At 57.3% G+C, this 12,883-nt stretch carries 12 protein-coding genes; 6 read left to right on the top strand and 6 right to left on the bottom strand.

Features of this window, described 5'->3' with window-relative positions; all coding sequences use genetic code 11:
- Positions 1–40: 40 nt before the first annotated feature.
- The 3 genes from purT to B3729_RS03335 all read right to left on the bottom strand — a co-directional run bounded on the left by purT (position 41) and on the right by B3729_RS03335 (position 2,189).
- Positions 41–1,222, bottom strand: a complete 1,182-nt coding sequence (purT, locus tag B3729_RS03345; protein ID WP_286787050.1) for a formate-dependent phosphoribosylglycinamide formyltransferase — start codon at positions 1,220–1,222, stop codon at positions 41–43.
- An 84-nt stretch (positions 1,223–1,306) separates the two neighbouring features.
- Entirely contained in the window at positions 1,307–1,498 is a 192-nt protein-coding gene (locus B3729_RS03340) for a DUF1289 domain-containing protein (RefSeq protein WP_073450372.1), read from the bottom strand.
- Positions 1,499–1,592: 94 nt separating this feature from the next.
- Positions 1,593–2,189 (bottom strand): CoA pyrophosphatase, encoded by a 597-nt coding sequence (locus B3729_RS03335; RefSeq protein WP_197872740.1) that lies wholly within the window; start codon positions 2,187–2,189, stop codon positions 1,593–1,595.
- Positions 2,190–2,302: 113 nt separating this feature from the next.
- Between B3729_RS03335 and B3729_RS03330 the strand changes: the two genes are divergently transcribed.
- The gene (locus tag B3729_RS03330; RefSeq protein WP_010797584.1) at positions 2,303–2,845 is read left to right on the top strand and encodes an NUDIX hydrolase; all 543 of its coding nucleotides are present in this window, start codon (positions 2,303–2,305) and stop codon (positions 2,843–2,845) included.
- Between the two features lie 89 nt (positions 2,846–2,934).
- Positions 2,935–3,438, top strand: coding sequence for a L,D-transpeptidase family protein (locus B3729_RS03325; protein WP_037030094.1), 504 nt, complete (start codon positions 2,935–2,937; stop codon positions 3,436–3,438).
- Positions 3,439–3,488: 50 nt separating this feature from the next.
- Here the strand turns inward: B3729_RS03325 and B3729_RS03320 are convergent, their stop codons facing one another.
- Together B3729_RS03320 and purL are read right to left on the bottom strand one after the other, a co-directional pair.
- Positions 3,489–3,800 carry a YqfO family protein gene (locus B3729_RS03320; protein ID WP_286787049.1) on the bottom strand — a complete coding sequence of 104 codons (312 nt, stop codon included), beginning with the start codon at positions 3,798–3,800 and terminating at the stop codon, positions 3,489–3,491.
- Positions 3,801–3,864: 64 nt separating this feature from the next.
- The gene (gene purL / locus B3729_RS03315; RefSeq protein ID WP_286787048.1) at positions 3,865–7,764 is read right to left on the bottom strand and encodes a phosphoribosylformylglycinamidine synthase; all 3,900 of its coding nucleotides are present in this window, start codon (positions 7,762–7,764) and stop codon (positions 3,865–3,867) included.
- Between the two features lie 334 nt (positions 7,765–8,098).
- Between purL and mltF the strand changes: the two genes are divergently transcribed.
- Entirely contained in the window at positions 8,099–9,571 is a 1,473-nt protein-coding gene (gene mltF, locus B3729_RS03310) for a membrane-bound lytic murein transglycosylase MltF (protein WP_286787084.1), read from the top strand.
- 9 nt (positions 9,572–9,580) lie between these two features.
- Here mltF and tcdA read toward each other — a convergent pair whose 3' ends face one another.
- Positions 9,581–10,378 carry a tRNA cyclic N6-threonylcarbamoyladenosine(37) synthase TcdA gene (gene tcdA, locus B3729_RS03305; RefSeq protein WP_286787047.1) on the bottom strand — a complete coding sequence of 266 codons (798 nt, stop codon included), beginning with the start codon at positions 10,376–10,378 and terminating at the stop codon, positions 9,581–9,583.
- 135 nt (positions 10,379–10,513) lie between these two features.
- On the opposite strand from tcdA, the gene dapE reads away from it, so the two are divergent.
- Genes dapE through B3729_RS03290 form a run of 3 tightly spaced genes read left to right on the top strand, consistent with a single transcriptional unit; the run spans position 10,514 to position 12,857 of the window.
- Complete coding sequence (gene dapE / locus B3729_RS03300; protein ID WP_286787046.1) at positions 10,514–11,653, top strand: succinyl-diaminopimelate desuccinylase; 1,140 nt, start codon at positions 10,514–10,516, stop codon at positions 11,651–11,653.
- Positions 11,650–12,456: a putative RNA methyltransferase gene (locus B3729_RS03295; RefSeq protein ID WP_286787045.1), complete on the top strand. Its 807-nt coding sequence runs from the start codon at positions 11,650–11,652 to the stop codon at positions 12,454–12,456. Before dapE ends, B3729_RS03295 begins: the two co-directional genes overlap by 4 nt.
- Before the next feature lie 20 nt (positions 12,457–12,476).
- Positions 12,477–12,857, top strand: coding sequence for a hypothetical protein (locus B3729_RS03290; protein ID WP_286787044.1), 381 nt, complete (start codon positions 12,477–12,479; stop codon positions 12,855–12,857).
- The last annotated feature ends 26 nt before the right edge of the window (positions 12,858–12,883 follow it).

The raw sequence follows: 12,883 nt of genomic DNA, 5'->3' as shown, positions 1-12,883 counted from the left end.
AGCGACAGCCCTGTGCAGGCAGGGCTGTCGTCCCGAAGGATTAAAGCGTTACGCTGATGGCTTGCGACGCCTTGGTCGCCTTTTCACGGGCCGCTTCCACCGACTCATCTCGAGCCAGTGCCACGCCCATTCGGCGCTGCCCTGCCACTTCAGGCTTGCCAAACAGGCGCAGGGCCGTATCCGGATCACTTAGCGCTGCACCCAGATTGCCGAAACTTGTCTGGGTAGATTGTCCTTCAACCAGCAGTACAGCAGAGGCTGATGGACCAAACTGGCGAATGACCGGTATCGGTAATCCCAGAATGGCACGGGCATGAAGGGCAAACTCAGAGAGATCCTGAGAGATCAGCGTTACCAGGCCTGTATCATGGGGACGTGGAGAGACTTCGCTGAACCACACCTGATCGCCTTTTACAAACAGCTCAACGCCAAACAGACCACGCCCGCCCAGCGCCTCGGTGACCGCCCTGGCAACACGCTCGGACTCAGCAAGTGCCTTGGGACTCATCGCTTGCGGCTGCCAGGACTCATGGTAATCACCTTTTACCTGACGATGACCAATAGGTTCGCAGAAGGATGTCCCATTGACATGACGAACTGTCAGCAAGGTAATTTCATAATCAAAGTCGATAAAGCCTTCAACAATGACGCGTCCCTTACCCGCTCGTCCGCCCTCCTGAGCATAATCCCAGGCGGACTGAATGTCTTCGCTGCACTTGATAACGCTCTGCCCCTTGCCGGAGGAGCTCATGATCGGCTTCACGACACAGGGCATGCCTACAGATTCGACGGCAGCGGCATACTCTTCAAAGGTGTCCGCGAAGTGATACGGTGAAGTGGGCAAACCCAACTCCTCCGCAGCCAGACGGCGAATACCTTCGCGGTTCATGGTCAGCTGCGCAGCGCGTGCAGTAGGCACGACGGTATACCCTTCACCCTCCAGCTCAACGAGGGTTGCCGTGGCAATTGCCTCGATCTCGGGCACGATGTAATGAGGTTTTTCCTGCTCGATGATCGCGCGAAGCGCGGCGCCATCCAGCATATTGATGACATGACTACGATGGGCTACCTGCATGGCCGGTGCATTGGCATAACGATCGACGGCAATGACCTCCACACCCAAACGCTGTAGCTCGATGACAACTTCTTTACCAAGCTCACCAGAGCCACATAACAGAACGCGAGTGGCGGTAGGTGACAATGGAGTTCCTATCTGGGTCATGCAGCATCCTCTGGTGTATACAGTCATGGGTTTAACCGGGCTGCCCCATAGCGACAACGCACTCGATCGCTATCTGAGGTGCCCTTAGAAATAGTGGCCAGCGGCGCAGGCACGTTCCTCACACAGCTGCAAGACCCTACGCCGCTCGGTGTTGGTCATACGTCCCCATTGAGATATTTCCTGAGCGGTGCGCTGGCATCCTGTGCACATATCGGCCTCATCCAGCACACAGACTTGCACGCAGGGAGAGCGAACAGGCTTTTCGTTTTCATTCATGTCCAAGGCTGTCATCTCGTACAGGCAGCGGCCTGATAACGTATCGTTGGCATGAATTCTACTTGGCCTGATGGCAGAAGTGCATCAAAAGGCATCATTTCTCAACTGAATGAGGCGGCTCATGAAGCGAAATGCCGGCATCATAAAGCAGGTTGACCAGCTCCACGATAATGGCAGCCGTCAGGCCCCAGATCCGATACTCACCGTACTGATAACTTGGGATATAGGAACGTCGCCCCTGCTCATCGATCCTCGGCGTGACCTCTGGAGGCACTTCGCACAGAAAGCTGAGCGGAACCGTAAATACGGCTGCGATTTCAGCGTCGTTGGGCGTGTACTCCACGTAATCGGGAATAATGCCGACATAAGGCGTTACCTTGATCCCGTAATAAGAAATCAAGGGGCTCAACGGCCCGACTACTTCAACCAGCCCCGGCGGCAGACCAATCTCCTCATACGCCTCACGCAGCGCTGTATGAATAAGGTCCGGATCTTCCGGATCACGTCGCCCACCTGGTAATGCGACCTCTCCCCCATGCGTCGACAGATTGCTGGCGCGCAGCGTCAGAACCAGCTCAGGATCATCACCTCGAATAATAGGCAACAATACGGCGGCTTCGGGGTGTGTACGATCAGTCTCCAGGTGACGCGGTCGATAATGCCGCAATCGATGGAGCAACTCATCCACGATGCTTTCTCCACACGCTTACTCTTGAGGCATCATGGCATGGAATATCCAGCTTGCCCAACCCCTTGCTTGCAGCCTTAGCTCCTCGCAAGATGGCAGGACGACGAGGAGGCATCATGAAATTCTGTAACTATTGCGGCGGCACGCTGGTTCAGCGCATTCCCGAGGGGGATACGCGCCCTCGCTACATCTGCACACAGTGCCACACGGTGCACTACCAGAACCCTCGCATTGTGGCGGGATGCCTGCCCGTCTGGGGAGATAAAGTACTTTTATGTCGCCGCGCCATTGAACCTCGCCGCGGCTACTGGACACTCCCGGCCGGCTTCATGGAAAACGGCGAAACGATCGAACAGGCCGCCGCCCGTGAGACCTGGGAGGAAGCCTGCGCTAACGTCGGCAACCTCAAGCTCTATACCTTATTCGACCTGCCCCATATCAATCAGGTCTATATGCTGTTCCGCGGCGAGCTTGTCGGCGGGTCGTTTGGCATTGGTGAAGAAAGCCTGGAAACAGCCCTGTTTGACGAAGCAGATATCCCTTGGTCGTCACTCGCTTTTCCGACCATTGCGCGTACCCTAGAATGCTTTTTTGCTGATCGCCGAACCGGTCACTATTCAGTGCATCATGAAGGCATCGCACCCATGCTGGAACGCTAGTTCCAGCTGATATATACAGAGTGAACAGCAGCACGCCTTGGCTGCTTTCTGCAGTCGCTTAGCTAGGGATTATTTTTCAAATGCGCCGGATGTATTGGCTTACTGCTTTCTGTTGCCTGTTTTTCTCTACCCTCTGCCTTGCCAGCACGACAACAACACTTGATGGGCGGACAATCGACAAGGTGCTGGTCATAAAGTCGATGAACAAGCTTGAGCTGCTCAGCAAGGGCGAAACCATCAAGTCCTACCGGGTATCACTGGGCAAATTCCCCAAGGGGCCCAAGTTTCGCGAAGGCGATCAGCGCACGCCAGAAGGCTTCTACTGGATAGACTGGCGAAAGACGAGCGACAAGTTCAACTTGTCGATGCACATCTCATACCCCAATGCACAGGACCTGGCACGCGCAAAAGCAGCAGGCGTGCCACCGGGCAGCATGATCATGATTCACGGCACCCCTATCGATGAAGAATACCCGGAGTGGTATTTCTCTTCGCTGAACTGGACGAATGGATGCATTGCACTAACCAATGCGGATATGCGTGAAATCTGGACGCTGGTCAAGGACGGTACGTTGATCGAGATACGCCCCTGAAGCTCCGGTACACACCTTGAAGCACAGGAGTCACAACGTTCGGCCTTGATCTAGAATGACGCCAGCTGCCACACCTCATAGGCTGGCGTCTCATAGGGGTGGGCTTTGCGTAACGCCTCGACAGCCTGCTTTATATGGTCATCGGTCACGACCAGCTCTACTTTCCATTCTACCACGCGCTCCAGCTCGCCAATCTTCCCTAGAAAAGGGTTGCTTCCAGCACATGGGCGAAACTGCCCCTCCCCCAAGACCTGCCAGCAGCACGCCTCGTAATTACCGATGCGACCACCTCCTGCAGCAAATACCGCGTCCTTGACGGACTCCAGATAGCTGCCTGGCACATAGAAGCATAACTTGTACATAAATCCTCCAGATGCAAAAAGGCCGGTCATACCTGAAACAGTATGACCGGCCTTCTCGGACTTATCAGTCTACCCAGACACGCGCATTACGGAACATGCGCATCCAGCCGCCGTCCTCGCCCTGCCAATCACGCGGGATCCAGGAATTTTGAACTGCGCGGAAAACGCGTTCAGGGTGCGGCATCATGATGGTGACGCGACCATCACGGCTGGTCAGGCCAGTAATACCCAGCGGCGAGCCGTTGGGGTTGGCCGGATACGCCTCGGTGACACGCCCATGGTTGTCAACGAAGCGTAGCGAGACGGTACCAGAGGCATCTGCTGCCTGCAGGGCCGCGGCGTCCCTGAACTCGGCATGGCCTTCACCGTGCGCAATGGCAATCGGCATGCGCGAGCCTGCCATGCCCGCAAAGAACAGGGATGGCGATTCCTGTACCTGTAGCATCGCAATACGCGCTTCGAACTGCTCTGAGCGGTTACGCACGAAGCGTGGCCAGAATTCACTGCCTGGAACAAGCTCGCGCAGGTTCGAGACCATCTGGCAGCCGTTGCAGACGCCTAGCGTAAAGCTATCCGTACGCTCGAAGAATTGCTGGAACGCATCACGTGCACGGGCGTTGAACAGAATCGACTTGGCCCATCCCTCACCGGCACCCAAGACGTCACCGTAGGAGAAACCGCCGCACGCAACGACACCCTTGAAGTCATTCAAATCGACACGACCAGCAAGAATATCGCTCATGTGCACGTCTACCGAGGCAAAGCCAGCACGGTCAAACGCTGCAGCCATTTCGACCTGACCGTTAACGCCCTGCTCACGCAGAACCGCGACCTGAGGCCGTACACCTGTCTTGATATAAGGTGCAGCAATGTTTTCGTTCGGATCAAAGCTCAGCTTGGCAGACAGGCCCGGATTGTTCTCTTCGAGCAATGCGTCGTATTCCTGCTGAGCACAGTCAGCGTTGTCACGCAGTCGCTGGATCTGATAGCTGGTTTCGCTCCAGATACGCTGCAACGAGCGGCGCTCGGCCTTGAAGACGTTCTGCTCGTTATAGGTGATATTGACCTCGTAACCGTTTACCGGCTGGCCAATGACCGCCACGCAATCCTCAAGACCTGCAGCAGTGAACTGCGCCAGCACTTCGGATGTGAAATCCTGAGGCACCTGGATCACAGCACCCAGTTCCTCGGCAAACAAGGCGCGGGTCAGTTCATCACGGGTAGCGGCCAAGGCATCCAGTTTCAGAGACAGGCCACAGTGACCGGCAAATGCCATCTCCACGAGCGTCGTGATCAGGCCACCATCGGAACGGTCATGATAGGACAGGATGAGCCCGTCCTTATTGAGCCCCTGGATGACGGCAAAGAAGGCCTTGAGGTCCTCTGCATCATCCACATCAGGTGCCTTGTGGCCGATCTTGTTGTGAACCTGCGCCAGAATTGAACCACCCAGGCGGTTCTGGCCTCGACCAAGATCGATCAGGATCAGGTCCGTTTCGCCTTTATCCATGCGCAGCTCAGGCGTCAGGGTCTGACGAATATCCTGCACTGGAGCAAAGCCCGTCACGACCAGCGACAGAGGCGACGTCACGCTCTTGTCTTGACCGTTTTCTTCCCAGCGGGTCTTCATGGACATGGAGTCCTTGCCCACGGGGATGGTGATACCCAAAGCCGGGCACAGCTCCATGCCCACTGCCTTTACCGTATCGTACAGGCGAGCATCCTCACCCGGATGTCCGGCAGCTGCCATCCAGTTGGCGGAAAGCTTGATATCGCTGATTTTCTCGATACGCGCCGACGCCAGGTTGGTCAGTGTTTCACCTACCGCCATCCGGCCAGACGCTGCCGCATCCAGCAATGCCAAGGGCGTACGCTCGCCCATGGCCATTGCCTCGCCGGTATAAGCGGTGTAGCTGGTCGCTGTAACCGCACAGTCAGCCACTGGAACCTGCCAGGGACCAACCATTTGATCACGCGCAACCAGGCCAGTGATGGTCCGGTCACCGATGGTGATCAGAAAGCTCTTGCTGGCAACGGCTGGATGCCGAAGAACGCGCTCTACCGCCTCCTTGAGCTCCAGGCCGGCACCGTCAAAGTCATCACCCAGCGCTTCCTCACGAGTAGCGGAGCGATGCATACGCGGAGGCTTGCCCAGAAGAACATCTAGCGGCATGTCGACCGCATTATTTTCAAAATGGCTGTCTGCCACCGTGAGACGACGCTCCTCGGTAGCCTCGCCAACTACCGCAAACGGGCAGCGCTCGCGTTCGCAGATAGCCTTGAAGGTTTCAAAGTTCTCGGCGTCCACGGACAGCACATAGCGTTCCTGGGACTCGTTGCACCATATCTCGAGCGGGCTCATGCCGGGCTCGTCGTTAGGCACGTTGCGCAGCTCAAAGCGACCGCCACGACCGGCATCGTTGACCAGCTCAGGGAAGGCATTGGACAGACCGCCTGCGCCTACGTCATGGATGAAGGTGATAGGGTTCTTGTCACCCATCTGCCAGCAGCGGTCGATCACTTCCTGGCAGCGGCGCTCCATCTCGGGATTTTCACGCTGCACGGAAGCGAAGTCCAGGTCTGCCGAGCTGGAGCCAGTGGACATCGACGAGGCAGCGCCTCCACCCAGGCCGATCAACATGGCCGGGCCACCCAGGACAATCAGCTTGCCACCTACGGAGATATCACCTTTCTGGACATGGTCGGCACGGATGTTACCCATACCGCCCGCCAGCATGATCGGCTTGTGATAGCCCCGGACCTCTTCGCCACGTGGGGTTTCAACCGCCTGTTCGAAGGTACGGAAGTAACCTGCCAGTGCCGGGCGGCCAAATTCGTTGTTGAATGCCGCGCCGCCCAATGGCCCTTCGATCATGATATCGAGTGGTGTCACGATGCGTTCGGGCTTGCCGTATGGCTTTTCCCAAGGTTGCTCGAAACCTGGGATATTCAGGTTGGAAACCGTGAAACCGGTCAGACCTGCCTTGGGTTTTGCACCACGACCGGTCGCCCCCTCGTCTCGGATTTCGCCACCCGAACCCGTAGAGGCGCCAGGGAATGGTGCAATTGCTGTCGGGTGGTTATGGGTTTCCACCTTCATCAGGATATGAATCGGCTCCTGATTGGCGCTGTACTGACGAGTCTGCGGGTCAGGATAGAAACGACCGGCAGTAAATCCCTCGATCACCGCAGCGTTATCCTTGTAGGCAGACAGGACGCCCTCACGGTGCATTTCATAGGTGTTCTTGATCATACCGAACAGGGATTTTTCCTGGCCTTCGCCATCGATATCCCAGCTGGCATTAAAGATCTTGTGACGGCAGTGCTCGGAGTTTGCCTGAGCAAACATCATAAGCTCGATGTCATGGGGGTTGCGACCCAGTCCCTGGAAACTCTTGACCAGGTAATCGATCTCATCATCCGCCAGGGCAAGACCTAGTTCGCTGTTGGCCTTTTCCAGCGCGGCACGGCCGCCATTCAGGATATCGATGACCGTCAGCGGCTTGGGCGTCGCATGACTGAACAGGGCTTCTGCCTCATCCAGACCTCCCAGCACGAGCTGGGTCATACGATCATGCAGGGTGGCAGCCACAGCCTGAACATCGGCATCGGACAGATCGCCAGCAATATAATAGGCGACGCCCCGTTCGATGCGCTCGATCTTGGCCAGACCGCAATTATGGGCGATGTCAGTGGCCTTGCTGGACCACGGCGAAATCGTGCCAAAGCGCGGGACTACCAGGAACAGCCGGCCTACAGGCTCTTGTACCGGAACACTGGGTCCGTATTTGAGCAAGCGCTCAAGCACGTGCTCCTCTTCAGCGGTAAGCGTGCCGACCACCTCGGCAAAATGAGCGAACTCGGCATAAAGTCCGGAAACACCCGGCACTTTACGGGTCAGTTGGTCGAGCAGTTTGCCGTGACGAAACGAAGAAAGAGCGGGAGCGCCGCGCAAGATCAGCATCGTAGGACAGCCTCGGGGCTAGAGGAATTTCAGGGGCCGGTATTCTACCGCAAAGGACCCGGCGAGACACCTTTAGGCGACAAAGGTTTCGCTAATGCTGCGTCAAACCGACTCATGCAGCCGTCCTGAGAAGCACTTCGCTCCAGAAATAACGACCTCTCGATGACTTGAAGACGCCCCTTGGAAACCCTGGAATCATCGCGACCGATCCTATTTCACTCGGATATTTTGGCCTTGCTTAGCAAAAATTGGTTACGAGTGGAATCCAGGCAATAGAAAATTTTGTGGCGCTCCCCTGGTATGGCACTTGGATAGCTTTGCGTATACTGAGTGGATGTTTGCACACCATGCGCTTTGCCTGAAACGAATCGCCTGCATCATGGCGACTGCGATCTTTCTGTTGCTCCAGGGGTGCGAAGAGCCTGACGAAGCTCCTCCCAAACAACCCACTACCCTGGAACGGATACAGAAGGAGAGTGTTCTACGCGTTATTACCCGCAACAGCCCGGCGACCTATTTCCAGGACCGTAACGGTGATACCGGCTTCGAATACGAGCTGGTGAAAAGCTTCGCCGACAGTATGGGGCTCAAACTGCAGATCGAAACTGCAGATAACCTGGATGATCTTTTCAACCGTCTCGACAGTGCTGAAGGACCAGTCCTGGCAGCGGCAGGCCTGACGCCCAGCCCGGCACGGCACGAGAAGTTCCACTTCTCACATCCCTATCTTGACGTTGTTCCGCAGGTCATCTACCGCAATGGTTCACGGCGCCCTGCACAGGTAAGCGATCTGGTAGGCAAGCGCATCATGGTGCTTAAGGGAAGCAGCCAGGCGGAACAATTGGCCGCGCTCAAACCCCAGCAGCCGGATCTTACCTACGAAGAGTCCGATCAGGTCGAGGTGGCTGACCTGCTGAAGATGGTCGATGAGGGCCAGATCGATCTTACGCTGGTCGACTCCAACGAGCTGGCCATGAATCAGGTCTACTTTCCCAACGTGCGCGTCGCCTTTGATCTCGGAGATGGACAAAGCCTCGCCTGGGTAACAGCCGAGCGCGAAGACGGCACCTTGATGAAAGCCATCAACGCTTTTATCGACAAGGCCAAGCAGGACAATACGCTTCAGCACCTCAAGGAGCGCTACTACGGTCATGTGGATGTTCTGGGGTATGTAGGCGCCTACACCTTTGCCCAGCACCTGCAACAACGCCTGCCTGTTTATGAAAAGCACTTCCGCAAGGCCGCACAGCAACGGGAGGTCGATTGGCGGCTTCTGGCTGCCATCGGGTATCAGGAATCGATGTGGCAGGCTGATGCGACCTCAAAAACCGGGGTACGCGGCCTCATGATGCTGACCAACAACACAGCCCAGGCCATGGGCGTGTCCAACCGGCTCGACCCCTTCCAGAGCATCGAGGGCGGCGCCCGGTATTTCAATCAGATTCGCGGCGAGCTTCCCGAGTCGATCAAGGAGCCGGATCGGACCTGGTTCGCCCTGGCAACCTACAACATTGGCAGTGCGCATATTGCAGATGCGCGAAAGATGGCCCAGGACGAAGGGTTGGATCCTAATCGCTGGCTGGACGTCAAACGCATGCTGCCACGACTCAGTCAGAAGCAATGGTATAGCAAGACCCGTTACGGCTATGCCCGAGGCGGCGAAACGGTGCACTTCGTGCAGAACATTCGCCGCTACTACGACATTCTGACCTGGGTGACCCAGCCGCAGATGGAAGGCTCACAGCTGGCCAAAAGCGGCATGCACCTGCCCGGTATCGCTGAAAAGGAACCCGAGCAGGAAATGTAGCCGACGGGCCTAGACCGTCTTTGGCTTTGAAGGCTTGGCGATCAGTTTATCTACCGCCTTGGCTGCGGCCACCATGCCAAAGGTTGCGGTCACCATCATGACCGCACCAAAACCGCCAGAGCAATCCAGTCGTACCCCTTCTCCTACAAAGCTTTTCTGCTGGCACACGCTGCCATCCGGCTTGGGATAACGCAGCTGCTCAGTCGAGAACACGCACGGCACGCTGTAGTGCCGGCTGGGGTTACGTGAAAACCCATAGTCGCGGCGCAGCAGTGAACGCACGCGGGATGCCAACGGATCGTTATAGGTCCGGTTCAAATCGACGACCTGAATCTGGGTCGGGTCGATCTGACCACCCGCTCCACCGGTTGTGATGATGTTGATCTTGCGGCGCTTGCACCATGAGATCAGAGCAGCCTTGGACGCGACGCTATCGATACAGTCCAGCACCAGATCCATCTCCGAGGTGATGTAATCCGCCATGGTCTCCCGAGTGACGAAATCCGCCACGGCATGCACGGCGCACGCCGGGTTGATTGCCCGGATGCGCTCAGCCATCACATCGACCTTGGCCCGCCCCACCTGTCCTTCCAGCGCATGGATTTGTCGGTTGGTATTGCTGATGCAGACATCGTCCAGATCGAACAGACTGATACGGCCAACGCCACTGCGCGCCAGGGCCTCGGCCGCCCAGGACCCTACGCCACCAATACCGACTACCGCAACATGACTGGCAGCCAGACGCTCGAGCGCATCGTTACCATACAAGCGGGCAATGCCACCAAAGCGTTGTTGATCAATATTCATAACGGCTCTCACTCAACGAGCTAACAGTATAAAGACATGCCACGGCATTGTTGATCACCGAAGAGCGACGCTCCTTATGGCGTTTTGCTTTACCATGGACAACTTTTCGTGCCCTTGCTGCTTCAGGATTCATCCATGACGACCCTTACCCCGACGCTCGAGCTTGCCTGCGAGCTCATCCGCCGCCCCTCCGTCACACCGGTCGACGAGGGCTGCCAAGCCCTGATGATGACGCGGCTTGAAGCAGCAGGTTTTGCGCTCGAGCCCATGCGTATCGAAAACGTCGATAATTTCTGGGCACGCCGGGGAGGCGAAGGTCCGGTGTTGTGCTTCGCCGGGCATACCGACGTTGTGCCGACCGGGCCGGTCGAGGCCTGGCAACAAGGCCCCTTCGATGCTCAGGTCGACGCAGACGGCATGCTCCTGGGGCGTGGCGCAGCGGACATGAAAGGCAGCCTAGCCAGCATGATCATCGCGGTCGAACGCTTCGTAGCCGATCATCCCAACCATCGAGGCGCCATTGCCTTTCTGATTACCAGTGATGAAGAAGGGCCTGCCCTGCACGGGACACGCGCGGTTGTCGAGCGTCTGCGTGCACGCAACGAACGCCTGGACTGGTGCATTGTAGGCGAGCCTTCCAGTACGGCGCATCTGGGCGACGTCGTCAAGAACGGTCGCCGCGGTTCGCTCAACGGCAAGTTGACGATTCGTGGCAAGCAAGGCCACGTGGCCTACCCTCATCTGGCCCGCAACCCCATTCATCTGGCCGCAGCGGCGCTGGCAGAACTTGCCGCTGAGCAGTGGGATGCCGGTAATGACTTTTTCCCGCCCACCACGTTCCAGATCTCCAACCTGAACTCGGGCACAGGCGCAAATAACGTAATCCCGGGCGAACTGAATGCCCTGTTCAACTTCCGCTTTTCGACCGAGTCGACCGAAGAGGGACTCAAGGCGCGCGTTGAGGCTATCCTGAACAAGCATAACCTTGACTGGCACATTGACTGGTCTCTTTCGGGCCTGCCCTTCATCACCGAGCCTGGCGAATTGCTGGACGCTATCGCCTCGAGCATCCAGGCGGTTACCGGTCTTACAACAGAAGCCTCTACCAGCGGCGGGACTTCGGATGGTCGCTTTATTGCCACGCTTGGCACACAGGTGGTTGAAGTCGGGCCTGTTAACGCTACGATCCATCAGGTCAATGAACGAGTATTGGCCAGTGACCTGGATTTGTTGACCGAAGTGTACTACCAGACCCTGGTAAGGCTGCTGGCATGATATTGATCTGCCCCCTCTGCTCGGCCCAGCTGACCGAGGCACAACAAGGTGTTGTCTGTGAGCAAGGCCACCGTTTTGACCGTGCACGCCAGGGCTATTTGAACCTGCTGCCTGTACAGCACAAGAAAAGCCGTGACCCTGGCGACAATGCCGAGATGGTTGAGGCGCGTCGCCGCTTTCTCGATGCTGGCCACTATGCTCCGCTGGCGCAGCGTCTGGCGGAACTGGCACAGGAAAAAGCACCGGCTCGCTGGGTCGATATTGGTTGCGGCGAAGGTTTTTATACCACGCGTCTAGCAAAAGCATTGCCACAGAGCGATGGTTACGCGCTGGACATCTCCCGTGAGGCGGTACGCAGGGCGAGTCGCCGGGCGCCGCGGGTGAACTGGCTGGTTGCCAGCATGGCCCGCATTCCCTTGCCCAACACAAGCTGCCAGCTCCTGACCAGCGTATTCAGTCCGATTGACTGGGCTGAAGCCGTACGCTTGCTGACGCCCGGCGGCGGCGTACTGCGCCTTGGTCCGGCGCGTGATCATCTGATCGAACTGCGCCAGCGGCTGTACGATGATGTGCGTGATTACGACGAGGCCAAGCACCTGCAGGGCTTACCTTCGGCGCTGACATTGGCCGACAGTGAAACCTTGAATTTTCGCCTTAGTCTGGAAACTCGCGAAGCCCGAGCCGATCTGCTATCCATGACCCCCCATGGTTGGCGTGTTAATGCCGAGCGTCGCGAACGCGTACTGGCTGAACCCTTCGAGGTCACCGTTGCCGTACGCTACGATTGGATTACCCGGACCTGAAAGCCCTATCGAGATTAACCATGCGCCAGCCAGACATTGAAATCTACCTCAAGGATGCCGACCAGCCTGCTATTACCGAGTGGCTGAGCCAGGCGCTGGGTACCTGCAGCGAGTGGCGCCAGCAGGGGCAAACCTACAAGTGTACGGTCGACTACCAGGGCACTATGATTCCAGTCACCTGGCTACCCAAAGCTGTCGGCAAATGGAACAGTCTTCTGCTGGAAAGCGATGCAACCCCCTGGGAAGACGATCTGGCCTGCGCCAAGGCAGCCGCTGCCGCACTGGATGTCCAGGTACGGTGCGCCCCTGGGAGCTGGGAAGAGGAACAGGGCGAGGAGGATGCCGATCGCTGGATAAAAGTCACCTCAGCCGGCATAGAAGAAATCATCTGGCGAACCTGAAGATTTGCCAGTAATAAAAAAGCCCG

It is taken from the genome of Pseudomonas sp. UBA3149 (genome assembly GCF_002364655.1).
Lineage (GTDB): Bacteria > Pseudomonadota > Gammaproteobacteria > Pseudomonadales > Pseudomonadaceae > Chryseomonas > Chryseomonas luteola.
Note: the sequence above shows the minus strand (reverse complement) of the source record. Positions and strands in the feature narration are given on the sequence as shown.